A 19,151-nucleotide genomic window follows, 5' to 3' on the forward strand; every position below is an offset into this window, starting at 1 on the left:
TCCTAATATTGCGTATTTTTCTACATTCTATAAATACCCCTACTGCCGCTTTTTCAATCCTTGTAAATTGTGAAATAAAAAGTCAAATTCCAAATAATCAGTCATCATAAACCCTCTTTGCATTATAACAGCTATTCTCCGTACTCATTCGTGCTACCATGTTTTTTCATGCGCGTTAACCCCTTTTCATATAGACCAAAGGGGTTAACGCATCGCTCGTAATTACATCTTCCGTCTCCTGCGCGGTGTCGGGTTAGCCGCCGGACCGGTTTCGGTTCCAGTCGCCCTTCGCGTCTCCGTCCCCATCCCTGTATCTGTCATTGTCGGTGCCACTTTGGACGCATTCAAGCTACGTTGCAACGCTTCCATCAAATCGACCACATTGTCTGTTCGCGGCGCAGCATCTGGCTCTTCAATTTCCTTGTTTTGAATTTTAGCTTGAATCAACTCTTTTAGTGCTTCTTCGTAGTTGCTCTTATAATCGTCACCAAATTGCTTGCTGATTTCCTCTATTAATTTGATTGCCATCTCCAACTCCGCTTCACTCACCTCTGTTGCCGCAATCCCCTCGATGCCGGGCACGCCTTCAACTGCTCTCACTTCAGCCGGATAATGAATGATGTTCAGCAAGAGGCAATCTTTGTGGACCCGAATAACCGCCAGATGTTCGCTGGTGCGAAACGCAACTTTGGCGACTGCCACCTTCCCTGTCCGGTTCATCGCTTCATGCAACAACTTGTACGGCTTTCCTCCATATCCTCCAGGCCCCAGATAGTATGACTTCTCATAGTAAACGGGATCAATGCTATCTTTGTCTGTGAAATGAAGAATCTCAATCGTGCGCAAGGTAGGCAAAGGCAATTCGTTGATGTCGTCATCAGTGATGATGACATAGTTTCCCGGAGCGTATTCATAACCGCGAATCACCTCTTTGGCTCCCACTTCACGGTCACATACCGGGCACCATTTTTTGTATTGAATTGGGTGCTTACACTTTTCATGCAAACTGCGAAAGCTGGTCTTGTGGTCTTCCGTTGCCTTGTACAGGCTGACGGGGATATTGACCAACCCAAAACTGATGCTCCCTTTCCACATGGATCGCATGGACATCCACCCTTTCGCTCTTTTCACTTATGTTCTCCAACCTATTCCTGAATCACTCAGCACCCCGACGCATAAAGGTCTATTTGCCAGGCCACCCTATATCCAAATTGAAATGCGGACGGTGTGGAATGTGTTGGAAAGATTAGCGGAAATCAAAGCCAAAGCCAAAGGGACGATTTTTGAGGAGTTCGTATCTTCGCAGGTGGAGAATTACAAGCAACAGAAACAAAAAGAACTAAAAAAAGCGAACATCAACAACAAATGGATTGACCACGCCGACGAGCTGTTTAACTTATTCGCCCAAATCAGCGAAGAGGTGAAACCACAAATCGAACCGTTTGTCGCGCATGCCGAGTTTGTGGACAATAGGGAAAGCGACGGCGCCGCCATGCTCACTGCGACCAATTTCCAAAACGAAACATTCTCTTTGCGATGTGCTGACCTGCATACAATGGAAGATTACGCGAAGCTGGAAGACGATGCATTTGTAGAAATATTGGACGAAGCGCAAGAAGAGGGAGGGGTTCAGTTCTTTTTTGACCCGGATGAATTAGTTGAGACGGTTCCACATTCCCGTATTTTCAAGGAGGATGATCCCTTAGCCACCCTCAAGCAGGTCATCCAACCCCATCTGGTGGAACTGCTCAAACGAACATTTGATATCGCCGCTCTCTTGGACAAAGAAAGCTGAAAAAACCCGCTTACCCGCCATTTACATAACCAAACAAAAAAACATGGGGTTTACCCATGTTTATTACATGACGCGTCGAATCTCTTCCTCATGTCTCATAAACATCACATGTTCAGGATAGCTGTAACTGCCATGTTCACTGATATCCAACCCCTTCAATTCATCTTCCTTCGACACGCGGAGCCCCATGGTTTTATCCAATATCCAAAGTGCAATAAAAGTAACCAAGGCAACATACAAAGCCGCCACGACCACACCGACCATTTGCACGCCCAATTGGCTGAATCCACCGCCATAGAACAATCCCGCTTTGCCGATTCCCACTTTCTCCACCAAGCGCGGCGCAGCGAACAATCCCGTGGACAGACTGCCCCAGATTCCGGCAATGCCATGGACAGAGAAAGCAAACACAGGGTCATCAATGCCTTTTTTGTCGAAATAGACAGCAGTGTATGTGGTCAGGGAACCAGCCACCAATCCGATCACCACTGCCGCCCATGCCTCCACGAACGCACACGCCGCAGTAATCGCAACCAAAGCGGCCAGCACTCCGTTTAAGATGGCTGGAATTTCCGCTTTTCCCGTCAACAGGAGCGAGGTACAATAGGCCGCCAAAACCCCTGCTGCCGCCGCCAACACCGTGGTCAGCGCCACATACCCATAAAATCCGTCTTGCGCGCTAAGTGTGCTTCCTGGATTAAAACCGAACCAACCCAACCAAATGATCAGCACGCCCAATATGGAATAAACTTGGTTATGTCCTGGAATCACATTGGATGAACCGTCACGGTTGTATTTGCCTAATCGCGGTTTCAACATCAGCGTAGCGACCAGCGCCGCGACACCTCCTTGCAAATGAACGACCGTTGATCCGGCGAAATCTTGTTTACCCAAGCTGTGCAACCAGCCTTCCGCGCCCCAAATCCAGTGCCCGACCACCGGGTAGATGGCTACGGTATAAATAAAAGCAAAAATCAGATACACACTTAATTTGGCTCGTTCAGCAAAGCCCCCCCAAGCGATGGCCAAGGAAACCGCCACAAAGGAAAGCTGGAACAAAAACGAAAGTTCATTGGGTATGGCGCCTTTCTCCTCCGGCAGATCAAGAAACCACCCTGTTTGGCCAATCCATGTCCCCTCACCAAAAGTCAGACCGTAACCCACAGCCCAGAAAGCCAATGCGGCTACTGAAAACCCGAGCAATTGTTTGCCAGCAATGTGACCCGCATTTTTCATCCGGGTGGCCCCGGCTTCCAACAAAACAAACCCCGCTTGCATAAATAAGACGAGAATGGCTGACAACATCACCCAAACACCATCTACTGCCAACATGGCTGACATCTTCGCACGCCCCTTTATGTCACGTTAATTAACATCTTAAGGGCATATTAACATGCAAAGCATCTCCTAACCACAATCATGTTAGATAATATGACATATAAATCGAGCAGAAAATAAAAAACCAGCCTTGCCGATCCTTTTCGGCATGCCGGTCAGTTTCTGCATCATTTATTGTTCTTGGTTCACCCAGTTATAAAATGAAAAGCCATTGGGCCGCGTAGCTCTCTCTTGTACGTTGGTTTGGTACAGCATCCCTTTTTGTCTGAATTTACGGGAATATTCCACAGCATCTTCTGCTGTGCGGACTTGGTTGCGTTGCCACTCAAACAAAATCCGGTCGATATAGCGGAAATTCAATTTGCCGCAAAACACGGCTTCACGCAACGCGGCTTCAATCAGTTCTTCCCGGTGTCCATCTTCACTCAGCCACCGCGCCAACATTTGGCACTCCATGGGAGACAAGGCTCTGCCAAATTCTTGTTCAAACAAACGGAAAATAAATTGATAGGATTCCTCGTTGGTTGAAGTGTCTTCCTCTTCCTTGGCGATATAGGAAGAGACCAGTTGCTGATACAGCGGCGTCAATGAAAACCGCTCGCTGCGCAACCCGTATTCATTTACTTCATCATCAATATGCAAAAAGCCGCCCCGCACTAACTGCTCAATCAAACCGACGATCTGTTCTTTTGTCATGTTCATGCGTTCGGACAATTCGCTTGCCGTCGGAAACGCCTTATGTTCTTTTTGCTGATAGAGCATGATATGGATCATCAGCATCACTTGCGGCTCTGTCAAACCTACCCGTTTATATTCCGTCAACAACAGCACAGGCAGCGAAAGCGAACCTTGTTCAAGGAGATGAACGAGAGCGGTCTGCACTGATCCTTTTCGATCCATGTTCATCCACCTCACTTATCCACTTTACTATATCACGCACGGATAATCAGATATAGACTTGAAAAACAAAAACACGTTGAAAGATTTCCAGCCCGCAATGCGAAAAGCCATTTTTCCCCACAACGAACGGCGGTGAAAAAATGGCTTTCACAAACGATGCGCGTCTCCTATTACGGATACAGTCGGTTCAACATGCGTGGGAATGGAATGGTCTCACGCACATGATCTAAGCCACAGATCCAGGCAACGGTCCGTTCCAAGCCCAATCCGAAGCCAGAGTGCGGTACACTGCCGTATTTGCGTAAATCCAGGTACCATTGGTATGCCTCAAGCGGCAAGTTATGCGCGGCATAACGCTCTTCCATCAAGGCAGGATCGTCAATCCGCTGGCTTCCGCCGATGATTTCTCCATATCCTTCCGGAGCGATCAAATCGGCACACAATACCACTTCCGGACGGTTGGGATCTGGTTTCATGTAGAAAGCTTTGACCTCGGTCGGATAATGCGTGATGAAAACAGGCTTGTCGAAGCTTTCGGCAATTTTCGTTTCATGAGGTGCGCCAAAGTCTTCACCCCACTTGAAATCGGTAAACCCTTCCCGATGCAATAACTCAACCGCTTCATCATAGGTAATCCGCGGGAAAGGTGCCTGCACTTTTTCCAATTTGCTGATATCCCGATCCAGTGTTTTCAATTCACGCTCACAATTTTTCAGCACTTGCTGCACCACATAGCTGAGCATCTGTTCTTGGATTTCCAAGCTTTGCTCATGTTCGACGAAAGCCATTTCCGGTTCGATCATCCAGAACTCAATCAAATGGCGGCGCGTTTTCGACTTTTCGGCACGGAACGTGGGACCGAAAGAATATACATTGCGCAAAGCCATAGCCGCCGCTTCCATGTAGAGCTGGCCGCTTTGCGTGAGAAACGCGTCTTCATCAAAATATTTGGTGTGGAAAAGGTTGGTCGTTCCTTCGCAAGAAGAAGGCGTCAACACGGGCGGGTCAACCAAGGTAAATCCTTTTTGATCAAGGAATTCTTGAATGGCCCGGATGATTTCCGCGCGGATGGTAAGGATCGCACGTTGGCGCGGTGTACGCAACCACAAGTGGCGATGGTCCATCAAGAAGTCGACACCATGCTCTTTTTTAGTAATCGGATATTCCTCTGCCACTTGAATGATTTCCACATGTTTCACATCAAGCTCAAATCCGCTTGGCGCCCGGTCATCCTGCCGAACGGTCCCGGTCACGTACAGGGAGCTTTCTTGCGTCAATTTGCTCGCGTCTTCCCATACTTCCGGAGCGACTTGGCTCTTCACCAACACGCCCTGAATAAACCCGGTGCCATCACGCAATTGCAGGAATTGGATCTTTCCGCTTGAGCGCTTATTATATAGCCAACCGCCCAATTTGACCTCCTGGCCAACATGCGCGGCTACGTCTTTAATCGTAGTTAGCACGTATGTAAACCCCCATCTCTTAAGTTAAACCGATTCAATTATACAACTCTGCATTTTGAACAGTCAATGAACCGCCATCATCCCACTCATGCATAAACATGCCATAAGTTTATAACATATAAATTAAAGTTAAATAAATTACTAACAACGAAGTAGGTGACTCTCTCTGAAAAAGACAGTAACATTTGCAGCCCTTTTCTTTCTCCTCATTTTGGCCATTCTGTTTTCCTCCTTCTGGATTCCGCGTGCGCACCCCCCTTCCTCAAAGAACCCGCCCAGAGCCAACCCGGTACCCTCTCAACCCAAGGTTGTTACAATAGCGGCATTTGGCGATGTAATGATGCATATGCCGCAAATAAAAGCGGGCAAAACCGCGGCAGGGGGATACGACTTCCGACCCTTTTTCAAGGACATCAAGCCTTACCTCTCCGTCGCCGACCTGACCATCGGCAATCTGGAAATGACTTTGGCCGGCAAACGATTGCCTTTCAGCGGCTTCCCCCGATTCAACGCGCCTGATGAAATCTTGACAGCCCTCACTGACGCCGGCGTAGACCTTTTGAGTACAACCAACAATCATGCGATGGACACCGGCGAAAAAGGGGTGATACGAACTTACCAACAAGTGCGGAAGGCAGGCATGCAGCCGATCGGCACAGCCCCGTCGGCAAAGGACAGAAAGCCGGTGTTGGTGCGCAAAAACGGCTTAACCCTGGCTTTTCTCGCTTACACCGAATCGACCAATGGCCTGCCCGTCCCCAAAGAAAAACCTTATCTGGTCAACCGGCTAAACCTTACGCAGGTTGCAAAAGATATTACTGACGCGAAAAAGCAGGGGGCACACACGGTCATCGTGTCTCTTCACTTCGGGGTGGAATACCAACGCCAACCAAACCCCAAGCAGATCAGTATCGCCCGACAGATCTTGAACAGCGGGGCGGACGTAATATTGGGCAACCATCCCCATGTGGTGCAACATGCCGAAAAAGTAAACATCAATGGCCAGGACAAGCTGATCATTTATTCGATGGGTAACTTCATCTCCAACCAGCAAAAACGGTACACTGACGAGGGGATCATTTGGTATTTTGATGTGGTGCAACACCCGGACACCAAGCAGATCACATTGGACAACATCGCGTATTTGCCGACTTTGACCCACCGCTATATCGGTCAAAAAGGCTTACAATATACCGTGCTTCCACTCACGGAACGATTGCCGGAGCGACTGCCGCCATATCCTGGCATCACCAAAGCGAAATGGCAAAGCGTATGGCAACACACCACTTCCTTAATCAACGCGAAAGGAACCTTTCCCGTATATTGCCCATGACCCCCATTATATGGGCAAAGCCCTAACGCGCTTCACTTAATTCATGTTTCCAGTCATGTCGTTTTTAAATTAATCTAACAGCTTAAGCACTTTCTCCATGTGAAAGTGCTTTTTTCATCCCACTATCCCTGTGCTTCCGGCATTTGTAGTTCATACACCGCATTAGCAAGGCAACCTTTTCCAAACGTTCGGTTTTATTGTCGCCCAGTTCACAAAAAAATTAAGATATAATAAATTGATGTATCCAATCTAAAAGAAAGGTGGCTCCCCATGAACATCCAGGTCCGACCTTACACGCTCGCCGATTTCCCACAACTGCTGGAGATCCAAAAAGAGTCCTTTCCGCCTCCGTTTCCCGAGGATCTTCTGTGGAACCGCGATCAGATCTCCGCCCATGTCCACACATTTCCCGAAGGGGCCCTTCTGGCTGAAGTGGATGGGGTAGCGGCCGGTTCGGCGACCGCTTTGATTGTCCACTACACAGGCAAGCCCCACACGTGGGCAGAGGTATCTGACAACGGGTATATCAAAGGAACCCATGTCCAAGACGGGGACAGTCTATACGGCATCGATGTTTGCGTGCGGCCACAATTCCGCGGTCAAGGCATAGCGCAAGCACTATATCAAGCGCGCAAAGAGCTGGTGGTGCGCTTAGGCTTGACGCGGCTGATCGCCGGATGCCGAATCCCAGGCTATCACCGCTATCAGCAGGCGCTGTCGGTTGATGCATACGTGAGGAAAGTGAAACAAAACGAAATAAGAGATAGCGTACTTAGCTTTATGCTCAGTCAGGGACTTGAACCTTTGCAAATTTTGGAACATTACCTGGATGATGAGGAGTCTTGCCATTTTGCCGTCTTGGTGGAATGGAAAAATCCATACAAAAAAGAGGGATGAACAATGAAACCACTGCGCATCGGCATTGTGCAATACGAGCTGGCACCCTTAAAGTCGGAAGTGGACTTTTGGAATAGCATCCGGCGCGATGCGAACCAAGCGAAAGCTGACGGGGTACAATTGCTGATTTATCCAGAATACTTAACCGCCCACCTCTTGGCCTTGAGCGAGCCGCTCGCCCACGATGAAGCGGCTCCTTACCTTGATCAGTTCACCGATCAATACATCCACTTTTTCAGCGATTTAAGTCACGACACTGGCATTATCATCCTGGCGGGGACGCACATCCACCGCGTTGGCAACGGCTATGTAAATGAAGCCTATCTCTTTTTCCCGGACGGTAGAATCGAGACCCAGCAGAAGCTCCATTTGACACCTGAGGAACGCAATTGCTGGCATCTGACCCCAGGCAACCGCCTTAATATCATTGAGACAGATTTCGGACGAGTGGCTATTCTCGTCTGTTATGACATCGAATTCCCGGAACTTTCCCGCATCGTGGCTGAACAGGAAGTGGCGCTCATCCTCAATCCCATTTATACCGATCAAGCGTCCGGTTACTATCGCGTCCGCCACTGCGCCCAAGCGCGGGCGATCGAGAACCAACGCTTTGTCGCCTTGAGCGGAATGGTTGGAAGCTTGCCGTACATTCCGCAGATCGATGCAGGTTACGCCAAAAGCGGCTGTTTCTCACCTTGCGACTTTCCATTCCCGGCTAATGGCGTACTGTGTATCACAGATCGCATGCAAAAAGATCTGGTCATTGTCGATCTCGATCTTACCCAACTGAAGCGCAACTGGGAAGAAGGGCAAGTCTCTCCTTATCGGGATCGGAAGCCTGAGTTATACCAACAGTTGGCCGGCCAACTATCTCAATAAACATAATCAACGAAAGGCACGATCGTTATCAGGGATCGTGCCTTATGCTATATGCAAATAAAAAGCCTCCCCCAGACTATTGGAGAAGTGCTTTTTCTCACGCTTTCTTATTCTCTCCGCCTTTGTTGGCGTTTTTCTAGCTACGGGATTGATCGCCCACATCTCACGGCTTAAGGCAGGATCAAGTTTGCCTTCCCTAATTTGTTTTAGTCGGTGTTTTTTCGCTTTGCTTCTGGCCATCGTTCGTTTCTCTCCCTTTTTGTTTCCTATGGTGTATCAACTGGTGATCCCATTCCAATAGCCATGTTATAACTGTTTTGGAACCGGGTTAATCATGCATTCGCCCCACTCAGGTGACTGATCACAAAAACATCATCAAGGCAAGCCCAACAAAAGCCATCGAGATCGTCAGCGAGCAACCCTAAGCCCTCTTCTGAAATTTAGCGCCTCCAAAACCATTTTCTCATTCGTTTCACGCTTCCCCAACTTTATGATCTCGATAAATGAACAAGTCAAATCACCCTATCATTCTCCTTCTTCTTCGATCTCATCCAAGACACGATCAGCCAGTGTGGTGACAACATTTCTATCAACCATGCCGGCCACCGGGTGCGCCGCGTTCGCCGCTCCAGCCGCCACCGCTGTGGCCAGCGCACGTTTTGCAGTAGAACCGTTGGCCAGACTCCACACAAGTCCCCCCAAAAATGCATCGCCTGAGCCGACGGGATTCACCACATCGACTCGCGGTGCAGGCACATGGTAATAGATCGATCGGTGATAAGCGACAGCCCCCTGGTCACCCAGCGTAATAATGGGAAAGTCGATTCCTTTTAAGACTAAGTCAGCCAATGGTTTGCGCCAGTGTTGGAGGATTGGCGCCGTCGGTTGCTCCCCGGCATCCGCTTTCGTCAAAGCCGCGAACTCATACTGGTTCGGTGTTATGATGCTGGGCTGACAAGCAATGGCGTCCGCCAAGGCCGTACCACTGGTATCAACAACCACACGCGCGCCCCGCTGACGGACAAAGCGAAGCAAGCTACGCCATTCCTCCATCGTAAGACCTGGCGGCAAGCTCCCGGAAAACACGACGATCATACCTGGAGTGATCAGAGATTGGAGACGCCTTTTTAACCGCTCCATTAGGCCAGCTGTCACATGTAAGCCCGGCTCCAAAATCTCTGTCGCCTTCAGGTAGCTTTCATCAATGATGGATAAGCAGATGCGCGACTCTCCCTCCGGGACTTCGCAAAATACAGCGTCTATTCCCTCTCCCCGCAATTTTCTGATGATGGTTTGCCCATTGTCCCCGCCCACAAACCCGGTCGCCGTCACTGTCCCTCCCAAACGGTGAATGGTCCGGGCTACATTAATGCCTTTTCCTCCCGCCTGGGTATACTTTTGCCGCACTCGGTGTACTTCCCCAGCTTGAAAATTATCCACTACATACGTGATGTCCAAAGCGGCATTTAATGTCACTGTCAAAATCCGGCTCATATCCCCCTCCTCATCTGCCTTACAAATCGAGCGCGTGGCATTGACGGAAAAATATGACAACCAATTCAGAGATAGCACCCATTTATATCGTCACAACTTTTTAATGCGCCCCTTGAACCGTTCGATAAACCGCGCATTGGCCTCATCTCCGCCTGGTGCATTGCCGCTCATCCAAATCGGTGGTGTGATCCCTTTTTGCACCATCAGTCGTACCGCCTCCGCCATCACGCAATTTAATAAGTAAGCGTTAGCAAAGGTAGACATGGCGGCGACCGGTTGATCCAGATTTGGAATGTTGATGACCGCATCTCCCACTTCTACCTTGCAGTCTAAAACCACATCAACCAATTCAAACAGATTTTTTTTGCTCGGATGGCGTGCTGGATGGTTCTCCGGTGTGGCAGTGGCATGTTTCACAGAGGTGACGCCGATGGTGGTCACTCCCCGCCGTTTCGCTTCCAGCGCCGCGTCGATCGTCGCCGCGTTGATTCCATACGCGTTGACGATGATAAGTAAATCACCCGCTTGCAGATTGTAATCGTCGATGACAATCGTCCCGTATCCCGGAGTGCGTTCGATGGCCATCGAGCGCAAGGCGCCTCCGCTCAAAAGGGTTCCTTCATCAAGGATGGCACTAACATGCATCAGCCCCCCGGCCCGGAAAAAGACTTCCTGCGCCCCCAGATTGGAATGACCCCCTGGGCCATACACATAAACGATCTTATCTTGGCTGACATGGTCGGCAATCAGGCGCGCCGCTCGATTGACCGCGTCCGCTTCCTCACGCAGTGATTCCAAGTGAGCGACGATCTTCCGCAAATACTGTTCCATGATGGTATCAGCCATCGGCACCGCCCCCTTGCATATGGGTGTCTGCTTCATACAGAATCGCCCCTTGTTTGATCGTGCGGAGTATCCGCACCTCCTCATCCTCCGGTTCAAACACGACCAAATCAGCCGGCGCACCGACAGCCAATCCCCGCCGCGCCGACAATCCCAAGTAAGCGGCAGGTCTTATCGATGCCATGTCCCATGCATCTTGCAATCCGCACAGTTGTTTCTTAAATAAGTTCCATACGCCCTGCCGCAAGGTCTGGACAGAACCGGCCAACAGCTGCGGCCTACCTTTCAGATGGAGTTTGCCCTGCGGTGTCAACACCACACGGCCGCCGATATGTGTCTCATACTCTCCCGGCTCACGCCCGCCCAGCTGCACCACATCACTGACCAGCATGGCTTTGTCCCGCTTCACGCGCATAATCACCTTGATGACCGAATCAGGCAAGTGAAACCCGTCACCAATCATACACGCCCACAAGTCCGGCTCGGCTAGCTGATCCCAAATGTAATTGGGATGCCTGGGGAGCATCGGATGTGCACCGTTGCCGAGATGAGTAGACAGGGTTGCTCCAGCCCGCACCGCTAATGCAAGTTGCTCAGTATTGGCCGCAGTGTGACCGATGGCCACTTTCACCCCGTGTCGGACACAGGTTTCTATAAATTCGTGTGCGCCTGGCCACTCCGGCGATAAGGTCACTAAGCGGATTCGTCCGTCCGCCGCCTTTTGCCATCGCTCAAACAGTTCCCAATTCGGAGCTTTAACAAAGGCGGGATCATGAGCTCCTCGCGGGCCGTCCTGCGGTGAGATAAACGGGCCTTCCAAATGGATTCCCGGTATCACACGGTCAAGTGCAGGAGACTGCCGGATCGCTTCAGCAACGGCCCGTACCGCTTCTTCAATTCCTTCGTCATGGTTGGTGATAACGGTTGGCAAATAAGCAGTCACCCCTTCCCGCCACAACATGTGAGTCAAGGCGATGACCAAATCGGGGGAAAAAGGCGGTGTATTCAAGTCCTTCCCACCGAATCCGTTCACCTGCAAGTCCACCAGTCCGGGAGCCAGCCACGGCAAACCCGATCGATTCTGAATACGGTGGATATGGCTGATAATTCCCCTCTCGATTTCCACCGCAATCGAACATCCCGTCCGATAATCCACTCCCTCGATGTGTCGGATCTCAGTCCTCTGCATATTCGCTCACCCCGTATGCAACCGTGTCCAGAAACAATACCCCATCTTGGTGCCTGCGCAGGATCGACGCAGGGCAGTCCTCAGACACGGGACCTGTAAGAGCTCTGCGCACCGCCTCGCGCTTTGTCGGACCTGGTACGACGCCAATCAGGTGATCGGCGGACATCAGTGCTGGCACAGTCAGAGTCAGCGCAGTCTTGGGAACGGATGCAAGATCAGGGAAACACCCGTCGTTTACCTGTTGTTGCCTGCATTTTTCGTCCAAGCAAACTAATTTGATAACAGCGGGGTCATTAAAATCAGCCACGTCAGGATCATTAAATGCGATATGTCCATTCTCCCCAATCCCCAGGCACACAATGTCGATCGGCGCTTCGCTCAACAACTGGGCGTACCTGGTACACTCCCGCTCTGGATCACCGTCTGGCCGGATCAGTTGCACTTGCCCCGGGTGGACGTGGCGAAACAAATGTTCTTGCAGATAATAGGAAAATCGCTGAGGTGAGTCCTCCGGCAACCCGATATATTCATCCATATGAAACGCCTCAACACATGACCAATCCACTCCTTCTGCGTGACAAAGATGCATGAGTAGTTCATTTTGCGACGGTGCGGCCGCAAACACCATACGAACCTTTCCCTTACGTGCTTGCACTTCCTTCATCTTGTTCACAACCTCGGCCGCGGCCGCCGCACCCATGGCATCTCGGCTCTTATAGACGCGAATCCGCAAATGGTCCACAGTGGTTTGCACGACCGGTTGCCATCTGGCATCCATGCCCCTCCCCCTTTCCCGCAATTGGACGCGGTGCTTACGTCGACGAATCGTTGGCTTCCCCTTTGCTTTGTTGCGCCAGCAGGATTTTTCTCTTGGCTGCTTGTTTGACCGCTTCCCGCGCTGTAAGGAAGTAGCGGCGGGGGTCGGCCTCATTCGGATGTGCAAGCAAGTAGTCTCGCAATGCTTCGGCAAACGGCAATTTCAGCTCAGTAGAAATATTCACCTTGCTGACACCACATTGCACCGACCGCCGCACCCCATCATCCGGCAAACCTGACGCTCCATGCATGACCAGCGGGATGGCGACGCGCCGAGAGATCGCTTGCAACCTGGCGAAATCCAGTTGAGGCTCGCCTTTGTAAACGCCATGCGCCGTGCCGAACGCCGGAGCCAAAAAATCAATTCCGGTTCGGGCAACAAACTCTTCCGCCAAAGCGGGGTCCGTATAAGTGGCTTCCGCTTCACCGACAGAACCTACCTCCTCGGCTCCGCCAATGGTACCCAACTCCGCTTCCACGGGCACGCCAACGGCATGGGCGATCTCCACAACCCGTTTGACCAGCGCCACATTCTCTTGAAATGGAAGATGAGAGCCATCAATCATCAATGACGTATATCCAGCACGTAAGCATCGGACTACCGTCTCCACGCTGTCTCCGTGATCCAAGTGCAACGCAATCGGTACCTTGGCAGACTGTGCGGCCACCTTTGCCATCGACACCATATAATCCAGCCCAACATAGTGAATCGTCCGTGGGGTTGTCTGGAAAATGACAGGGGCCTCCAGCTCTTCCGCCGCTTCGGTCACAGCCTTCATAACCTCCAGATTATGGATGGCAAATCCCACAACAGCGTAATGATGGCGATATGCATCTTCCAGCATGGCTTTTGAAGTTACCAATGGCATGGCGACATCCCCTCCTCATCCATTCCGCCCATTGCCTCAACTGACTGGAAAAGCAGTTGTCTTGCACCCCTGCCAAGCGAATAGATAACAAGACCTACTCATCCAGCACAACCACTTGCTCCAGATTACGCGGTGAGTCAGGATTTAAGCCCATCTTCAACGTACGGTAATAAGCAAACAGTTGCAAAAATGGCAAATACAACAGACTCCGGCTGAGATCGCCCAAACCGCTGTCCAATGCAATTTTCACGTTGCAATGGAAATCATCCAATCCATCGCCCAACACCACCGCGTCAGCTCCAAACTTCCGCATATCATCCACCAACGCTCGCTCATATGAGCGAATCGCCCCATTACTCAACAGAAGAACCCGACATTGCCCGTCCAGTACCGAAATCGGGCCGTGGCGAAATTCAAGCGGGTTAAACGCTTCAGCGTACAGTTGCGTCATCTCCTTTAACTTCAACATCCCTTCATAGGCCAAACCCAGATATGCGCCAAGACCCAGATAAATAAAATGACCATACGCTTCATCCGCCGCCACTGATTCTGCGGTTGGTTCGACACGGGCGATAACCGACGCACCGATGTCGGGCAAGCATGACAATTCCGTCAAAAAACCTTCGTCCGCAGACAGGATACCCGCAAGCAACTGTGAAACAAGCAACAGATTTGTAAATGAGCCAGTCATGACCACACTTTTCTCCTGGGAGTGAGGCAAGCTGATCACTTCATCTGCTATGCGGGCTAACTCACTATCTGGTCGGGTGGTAATCCCGAGGCAATGTGCCAGTTTGTTTTGCTGGGCAAAGGCAACTGCTCGAACAACCTCCGTGGTGTTTCCCGAACGGGAGGAACCAATCAACACCGTCCGTTTGTTCTTACTAAAAACGGCACCGGGATTGAGGAAAACTTCCGAAGCAGGTACCGCCTTAGCGGAAATTCCCGTTTTTTCCTGAAATGTCGATGCCGCGGTCATCGCAATGTAATAAGACGTTCCGCATCCAGTGAACAATACTTCATCCGGATGGAGATTGTTAAAGAGTTGTTTCAACTCCGCCGCTTTGGAAAGCACTAATTCGATCGTCTCCCGCCAAGTCTCTGGCTGTTGTTTGATTTCCCGGTAGGTGTGTGTTTGCACCATCCGTCTCCTCCTCTTTTCTCAATTAAGTGATGTGCCGTCACGCCTCCTCCATTTTTTGCTTGGCGTAAAGCGCGCTGCCGATCACCCCCGCATCATCCGGCCAATAGGCCGTGCGTATCGCAAGGCGCGACCAATATCCTTGATAAACGGATCGTTGCAATTCTTCCCGCATCGGCGCAAGCAACCGCTCTCCCGCTTCGGCCACTCCCCCGCCAATCACGACTACGTCCGGACTGAACAGTGTCACGGCGTATGCTAAAGCCCGGCCCAACACCCTGCCGGTGTGATCCAGCACTTCCTGCGCCACCCGGTCACCGGCGTCATACGCTTTGGAGACGTCGGCCGCCTTTAATCCCGACAGATTGGCAGTGGGAAACCAAGTACCTAAAACACTCTGTTCCCCCTGGGCAACAGCTTCGCGCACCTGCCTGACAATGCCCGTGGCCGAAGCGACCGTCTCCAAACACCCCTGCATGCCACAAGCACAAGCAGCCTGTTCCCCCTCCATCCTCATGTGTCCGAGTTCGCCAGCCATAAAACCGCCGCCATAATAGACTTGACCCCGGACGATCACTGCCGCACCTACCCCCGTGCCAAGCGTGATTCCCAGCACATGGTCATATCCCTTGCCGGCACCCGTGATCGCTTCGCCAAACACATACATCCGCACATCATTGTCAGCAAAAACCGGAAGATTCAGTTTTTCGCCCAACTGTTTGGCCACTTCCACACGGTGCCAACCGAGGTTTCCAGCAAATAGGGTAATCCCCTGTTCCGGATCAACGAGTCCGGGACTCCCCACTCCCACGGCCAACACTTGACTGGTATCCGTATTTCGAGATGAAATCAGTGTCCTCACCGTCTGGGCGATCACCTCCAGCACATGATCACTGCCAAGATAGGCTTCGGTTGGCCGCTTGATTTTTTCAAGCAGACGACCTTCACCATCCAACAGCCCACATACGATGTTGGTGCCACCCACATCAATTCCCACCAGATATTTCATGATGATTCGCCCCCGTTTCACGACAATCGCCGCACCATCTGCAAGAAGTGATCACTGATTGATCAACCGGTTGATCGCTTCATGGATGGCCGTTTCGATGGTGGCTTTGAACGGAGCAGGCAGACAGAAATAAACGATCGACTCCCGCGCCTCATAACCGCCTTCGGCCACCTGGCGTTGCGTGGGCACATATCCGATCATGCCGTTGCTATAAGGCACGGGCAACACAGCCCCCGCAAATCGTTGTTTGATGAACAATCCATATTCGACCACCATCTCCGCATTCATCATCAGCAACGACAGCCCCTCGCACAGCTTCAACCAAGCCATCTCCAACGGGATGGGAGGCAAATGATGCCAAGGTTCATCCCTCGCTAACTCATTCCGGACCAGCAATGATTGGAAAGGCAACGGGACATGCGTCATTCTCCCGATCAAACGACATGGAGCCAATGTTTCCATTGGTTGGTTTAAGACCCGGGTCACTTCCTCCGCGAGCAACTTGCCCAGCTGGTAAACATCCCGCTCACCGCCTCTATAAAACCGCCCCTCTTTGACCAATGCAGGCCGAACATCACCACAACATCCCTGTAAAAATGCGGCCACTGCCCCCGAATCCAAACGGCTTTCAAGCAGTGCCATAGCCGCGCCGGGATACTCGGACGAAACGAGCGGCTCATCCGTGGTCGTGGGGTGGCAAGTATAATGGACGAGCAACGCTTTGGTTTGGTTCGCTTTCGTGCGGAAACGCACCACATGCACTTCCGGATCGACGGGTCCGTCGGGATGGGGCGCCATCTCAATCTTTCCGGCAACCCATTTGCGACGGTGGATACTGAAGCGGCAGGCGCCCTTTCCCCGCTCCACTACCACCGGCTCCACATTGGCAGTAGCCAATGCAATCCCCTGAAGCAGTCTCTCTTCCAACCATGTTAGATACCCTGGATCGGCTTCTCCCAATGCGGGAGAAAAACGGTGGGTTGTCTGTGGCCCCGAATGGGTGTGTGTTGCATGCAGGATGAAAAACGGCGCCTCGATCCCCCATCTCTTCGCCAAGCGGCGGCGCAAACTCTCAACCAATTCTGGCCCCCACCAGATCAGATCAGCCGACACAAGCAACGCCGACTGTGTTTGCCCGGCGTCGTTCCGCTGTTCAAAAAACAACATTCGGGCGCGCAATGGCAAAGATACACCACGACATTTCCCTACCCGCCCTTCAAATCCCGCCAATGGCACCGGCCAAGTCGGGGTGATGTCAACCTTGGCCGTTCCCAATGCCAATGCCGGTGTCATGTGTCATCCCCCAAGTGTATTTCCTTACCCGATGCATTGGACTGGTAAATTGCCTCAATCAACCGTACTGCATCTCTTCCTTCACGGGCAGCAACAGCAGGGGATCTTCCTTCAGCCAATGCGTTCACAAAGTCGGTTAGTTGCAATTGATGATATTCAGATGGGATGGCACGTGGATCAGTGACACCCGCTCCGTCGCCACGCCCCCCGTCAAGTTGCGGCCGTGGCATGTCGGGAACGCTCCAATGTGTGATCGCCATCCCTTCCAATTTGATGGTGCCGCTTTCCCCATAAAAAGAGAGAGTGGGTGCAAAGCCCGGCCGAATACTGGTGGAAGAGAGAAGTGTGCCAAATGCTCCATTGGCAAACGTGAGTACAGCCAAGCCCATATCCTCTGCCTCCATACGGTGCGTCTGGGTGGCTGTTTTGCCGAAAACCGACCGAACCGGGCCAGCCAACCATAACATCAAATCGATGGAATGAATGCCCTGGTTCATCAGCGCCCCGCCGTCTTCGGCCAACGTCCCCCGCCACTTTGCACTGTCATAATACGCTTGTGGGCGATAAAATGGACAGGCCACTTCCACCATCAGCAATTTACCGATCCCCCCGCTGTCCAAGACGCGTTTGACCAATTGGTGTTGCGGTTCAAAGCGACGTTGTGACACCACCGTCAAATAAAGACCGTTTGCTTCTGCCGCTTGGATCAGGCGATCCGCCTCCACCGCGCTCATCGCAAGCGGTTTTTCTACCACCACATGTTTTCCCGCCTGTAGCGCCTCCAAGCCGATGGCGCCGTGGCTACCACTGCTGGTCGTCACGCAAACGATGTCCACTTCCTTATTGCGCAACAATGTACGGTAATCCGTTGTCCATTTGCATCCTTCACGCTCACCGACAGCACGTGCTTTCCGCTCATCCCGGCTGGCGACTGCTACCAGCCGGGTCCCTTTTATCTTGCGGATCGCTTGCAGGTGGAACTCGGCGATCGCCCCGCAACCAATCAAGGCAAACCCCCAGGTTTTCACAACCACTCCGCCTCCTTCAGGAGCTTTTGCAACCCTCTTAACGACTGTTGCGTGCCATCTTTTGCGGTTCCGCCCGGCGGAATGTAGTGCGTCTCAATGGTGTAGTATCCTTTGTACCCATCGGCTTCTAGCGCTTGCAACTGTTCTAGCATGCGCACTCGGCCAAGGCCAATCGGCACACATTGCGGTTTACCGTGGTCGTCGACCAACGCGTCTTTCAAATGCACATGGCCAAGCCAATCCTTCACCCATCTGTACCCTTCCGGAAAAGCAGGGCGACCCCCGTACTCTTCATTGCCGGGATCCCACAGCACCCGGAGGGCAGGAGAATCGACTTCTTCTACAAGACTGGCTACTTCTTCGGCATATCCACCATTGCAAGACGGTTCATTTTCCAGCAAAAGCAACATCCGTTCTTGTTCCGCTATTGCGGCTGCCTGTCGCAAATGACCGACAATCTCCGCTTGATACCGCCGTGGTTCCCGTTCCCGCCAGAACGAAAACAGGCGGATATTTCTCGTTTGCAACATGTTGGCTATCTGGATCGTGCGGTGCAACATAGCGAAGTGTGTAGCTATATCCTCTTCAGGTTGGCCGAACCTGTCCCCAGAAGCCACCGGGCGTGACGGATCAAGGGCGCATTTGAACAACGGGGAAGCGATTGTCGACACAAACAAGCCACGCTTCACCACCGCTTCGTACACCCACGCGATCTCGTGATCGGTCAAATGTACAACATTTTTTCCGTTCACCATACGGATTTCCACATGCGACAACCCCTGGTCTGCGACCCAATCCAACGCTTCAGTCAAGTCACTCGACACTTCGTCGGTCACCACACCCAACCGTTTGAGCATGCACGCC

At 51.7% G+C, this 19,151-nt stretch carries 19 protein-coding genes; 4 read left to right on the forward strand and 15 right to left on the reverse strand.

The features are described 5' to 3' along the window. Window positions 1–222: 222 nt before the first annotated feature. Entirely contained in the window at window positions 223–1,104 is an 882-nt protein-coding gene (gene ku / locus NYR52_RS09170; protein ID WP_132220690.1) for a non-homologous end joining protein Ku, read from the reverse strand. Window positions 1,105–1,237: 133 nt separating this feature from the next. On the opposite strand from ku, the gene NYR52_RS09175 reads away from it, so the two are divergent. Continuing rightward, a complete protein-coding gene (locus NYR52_RS09175) occupies window positions 1,238–1,795 on the forward strand; it encodes a hypothetical protein (protein ID WP_259435508.1) in 558 nt (185 codons plus the stop codon). 63 nt (window positions 1,796–1,858) lie between these two features. On the opposite strand, the gene NYR52_RS09180 is transcribed toward NYR52_RS09175, so the two are convergent. From NYR52_RS09180 to asnS, 3 genes are all read right to left on the reverse strand, one after another. Then, complete coding sequence (locus NYR52_RS09180) at window positions 1,859–3,136, reverse strand: ammonium transporter (protein WP_259435509.1); 1,278 nt, start codon at window positions 3,134–3,136, stop codon at window positions 1,859–1,861. A 168-nt stretch (window positions 3,137–3,304) separates the two neighbouring features. Beyond that, window positions 3,305–4,033 carry a DnaD domain protein gene (locus NYR52_RS09185; protein WP_158283257.1) on the reverse strand — a complete coding sequence of 243 codons (729 nt, stop codon included), beginning with the start codon at window positions 4,031–4,033 and terminating at the stop codon, window positions 3,305–3,307. Window positions 4,034–4,203: 170 nt separating this feature from the next. After that, a complete protein-coding gene (gene asnS / locus NYR52_RS09190) occupies window positions 4,204–5,496 on the reverse strand; it encodes an asparagine--tRNA ligase (RefSeq protein WP_132220698.1) in 1,293 nt (430 codons plus the stop codon). Between the two features lie 211 nt (window positions 5,497–5,707). Between asnS and NYR52_RS09195 the strand changes: the two genes are divergently transcribed. The 3 genes from NYR52_RS09195 (at window position 5,708) to NYR52_RS09205 (ending at window position 8,605) form a co-directional block, all read left to right on the forward strand. Next, window positions 5,708–6,829, forward strand: a complete 1,122-nt coding sequence (locus NYR52_RS09195; protein WP_259435510.1) for a CapA family protein — start codon at window positions 5,708–5,710, stop codon at window positions 6,827–6,829. A 270-nt stretch (window positions 6,830–7,099) separates the two neighbouring features. Continuing rightward, window positions 7,100–7,726 (forward strand): GNAT family N-acetyltransferase, encoded by a 627-nt coding sequence (locus NYR52_RS09200; RefSeq protein WP_132220702.1) that lies wholly within the window; start codon window positions 7,100–7,102, stop codon window positions 7,724–7,726. A 3-nt stretch (window positions 7,727–7,729) separates the two neighbouring features. Continuing rightward, a complete protein-coding gene (locus NYR52_RS09205; RefSeq protein ID WP_259435511.1) occupies window positions 7,730–8,605 on the forward strand; it encodes a carbon-nitrogen hydrolase family protein in 876 nt (291 codons plus the stop codon). Between the two features lie 42 nt (window positions 8,606–8,647). Here the strand turns inward: NYR52_RS09205 and brfA are convergent, their stop codons facing one another. From brfA to NYR52_RS09260, 11 genes are all read right to left on the reverse strand, one after another. Continuing rightward, on the reverse strand, window positions 8,648–8,845 hold the full coding sequence (gene brfA, locus NYR52_RS09210; RefSeq protein WP_259435512.1) for a ribosome rescue factor BrfA: 198 nt from the start codon (window positions 8,843–8,845) through the stop codon (window positions 8,648–8,650). Between the two features lie 285 nt (window positions 8,846–9,130). Then, a complete protein-coding gene (locus NYR52_RS09215) occupies window positions 9,131–10,099 on the reverse strand; it encodes a 1-phosphofructokinase family hexose kinase (protein WP_259435513.1) in 969 nt (322 codons plus the stop codon). Window positions 10,100–10,189: 90 nt separating this feature from the next. Further along, window positions 10,190–10,945: a sugar isomerase domain-containing protein gene (locus NYR52_RS09220; protein ID WP_259435514.1), complete on the reverse strand. Its 756-nt coding sequence runs from the start codon at window positions 10,943–10,945 to the stop codon at window positions 10,190–10,192. Continuing rightward, a complete protein-coding gene (locus NYR52_RS09225; protein ID WP_259435515.1) occupies window positions 10,938–12,131 on the reverse strand; it encodes an N-acetylglucosamine-6-phosphate deacetylase in 1,194 nt (397 codons plus the stop codon). The genes NYR52_RS09220 and NYR52_RS09225 overlap by 8 nt, the downstream gene beginning before the upstream one ends. Further along, window positions 12,118–12,909, reverse strand: a complete 792-nt coding sequence (locus NYR52_RS09230) for a glucosamine-6-phosphate deaminase (protein ID WP_259435516.1) — start codon at window positions 12,907–12,909, stop codon at window positions 12,118–12,120. Before NYR52_RS09230 ends, NYR52_RS09225 begins: the two co-directional genes overlap by 14 nt. A gap of 34 nt (window positions 12,910–12,943) precedes the next feature. Next, window positions 12,944–13,816 carry a class II fructose-bisphosphate aldolase gene (locus NYR52_RS09235; RefSeq protein ID WP_259435517.1) on the reverse strand — a complete coding sequence of 291 codons (873 nt, stop codon included), beginning with the start codon at window positions 13,814–13,816 and terminating at the stop codon, window positions 12,944–12,946. 94 nt (window positions 13,817–13,910) lie between these two features. Further along, on the reverse strand, window positions 13,911–14,960 hold the full coding sequence (locus NYR52_RS09240; protein WP_259435518.1) for an SIS domain-containing protein: 1,050 nt from the start codon (window positions 14,958–14,960) through the stop codon (window positions 13,911–13,913). Between the two features lie 37 nt (window positions 14,961–14,997). Beyond that, on the reverse strand, window positions 14,998–15,966 hold the full coding sequence (locus NYR52_RS09245; protein ID WP_259435519.1) for an ROK family protein: 969 nt from the start codon (window positions 15,964–15,966) through the stop codon (window positions 14,998–15,000). 51 nt (window positions 15,967–16,017) lie between these two features. Beyond that, window positions 16,018–17,259, reverse strand: a complete 1,242-nt coding sequence (locus NYR52_RS09250; RefSeq protein WP_259435520.1) for a neutral/alkaline non-lysosomal ceramidase N-terminal domain-containing protein — start codon at window positions 17,257–17,259, stop codon at window positions 16,018–16,020. Next, window positions 17,256–18,287, reverse strand: coding sequence for a Gfo/Idh/MocA family protein (locus tag NYR52_RS09255; RefSeq protein WP_132220724.1), 1,032 nt, complete (start codon window positions 18,285–18,287; stop codon window positions 17,256–17,258). The genes NYR52_RS09250 and NYR52_RS09255 overlap by 4 nt, the downstream gene beginning before the upstream one ends. Then, window positions 18,284–19,144, reverse strand: a complete 861-nt coding sequence (locus tag NYR52_RS09260; RefSeq protein WP_259435521.1) for a sugar phosphate isomerase/epimerase family protein — start codon at window positions 19,142–19,144, stop codon at window positions 18,284–18,286. Before NYR52_RS09260 ends, NYR52_RS09255 begins: the two co-directional genes overlap by 4 nt. Window positions 19,145–19,151: the final 7 nt, after the last annotated feature.

This window comes from Laceyella sacchari (assembly GCF_024927925.1).
Lineage (GTDB): Bacteria > Bacillota > Bacilli > Thermoactinomycetales > Thermoactinomycetaceae > Laceyella > Laceyella sacchari.

Excerpts from the sequence above, each read along its gene's own strand:
- ku (WP_132220690.1), bottom strand. The coding sequence starts at position 1,104 with ATGCGATCCATGTGGAAAGGGAGCATCAGTTTTGGGTTGGTCAATATC.
- NYR52_RS09180 (WP_259435509.1), bottom strand. The coding sequence starts at position 3,136 with ATGTCAGCCATGTTGGCAGTAGATGGTGTTTGGGTGATGTTGTCAGCC.
- NYR52_RS09185 (WP_158283257.1), bottom strand. The coding sequence starts at position 4,033 with ATGGATCGAAAAGGATCAGTGCAGACCGCTCTCGTTCATCTCCTTGAA.
- NYR52_RS09200 (WP_132220702.1), top strand. The coding sequence starts at position 7,100 with ATGAACATCCAGGTCCGACCTTACACGCTCGCCGATTTCCCACAACTG.
- NYR52_RS09205 (WP_259435511.1), top strand. The coding sequence starts at position 7,730 with ATGAAACCACTGCGCATCGGCATTGTGCAATACGAGCTGGCACCCTTA.
- brfA (WP_259435512.1), bottom strand. The coding sequence starts at position 8,845 with ATGGCCAGAAGCAAAGCGAAAAAACACCGACTAAAACAAATTAGGGAA.
- NYR52_RS09215 (WP_259435513.1), bottom strand. The coding sequence starts at position 10,099 with ATGAGCCGGATTTTGACAGTGACATTAAATGCCGCTTTGGACATCACG.
- NYR52_RS09220 (WP_259435514.1), bottom strand. The coding sequence starts at position 10,945 with ATGGCTGATACCATCATGGAACAGTATTTGCGGAAGATCGTCGCTCAC.
- NYR52_RS09225 (WP_259435515.1), bottom strand. The coding sequence starts at position 12,131 with ATGCAGAGGACTGAGATCCGACACATCGAGGGAGTGGATTATCGGACG.
- NYR52_RS09230 (WP_259435516.1), bottom strand. The coding sequence starts at position 12,909 with ATGGATGCCAGATGGCAACCGGTCGTGCAAACCACTGTGGACCATTTG.
- NYR52_RS09235 (WP_259435517.1), bottom strand. The coding sequence starts at position 13,816 with ATGCCATTGGTAACTTCAAAAGCCATGCTGGAAGATGCATATCGCCAT.
- NYR52_RS09240 (WP_259435518.1), bottom strand. The coding sequence starts at position 14,960 with ATGGTGCAAACACACACCTACCGGGAAATCAAACAACAGCCAGAGACT.
- NYR52_RS09245 (WP_259435519.1), bottom strand. The coding sequence starts at position 15,966 with ATGAAATATCTGGTGGGAATTGATGTGGGTGGCACCAACATCGTATGT.
- NYR52_RS09250 (WP_259435520.1), bottom strand. The coding sequence starts at position 17,259 with ATGACACCGGCATTGGCATTGGGAACGGCCAAGGTTGACATCACCCCG.
- NYR52_RS09260 (WP_259435521.1), bottom strand. The coding sequence starts at position 19,144 with ATGCTCAAACGGTTGGGTGTGGTGACCGACGAAGTGTCGAGTGACTTG.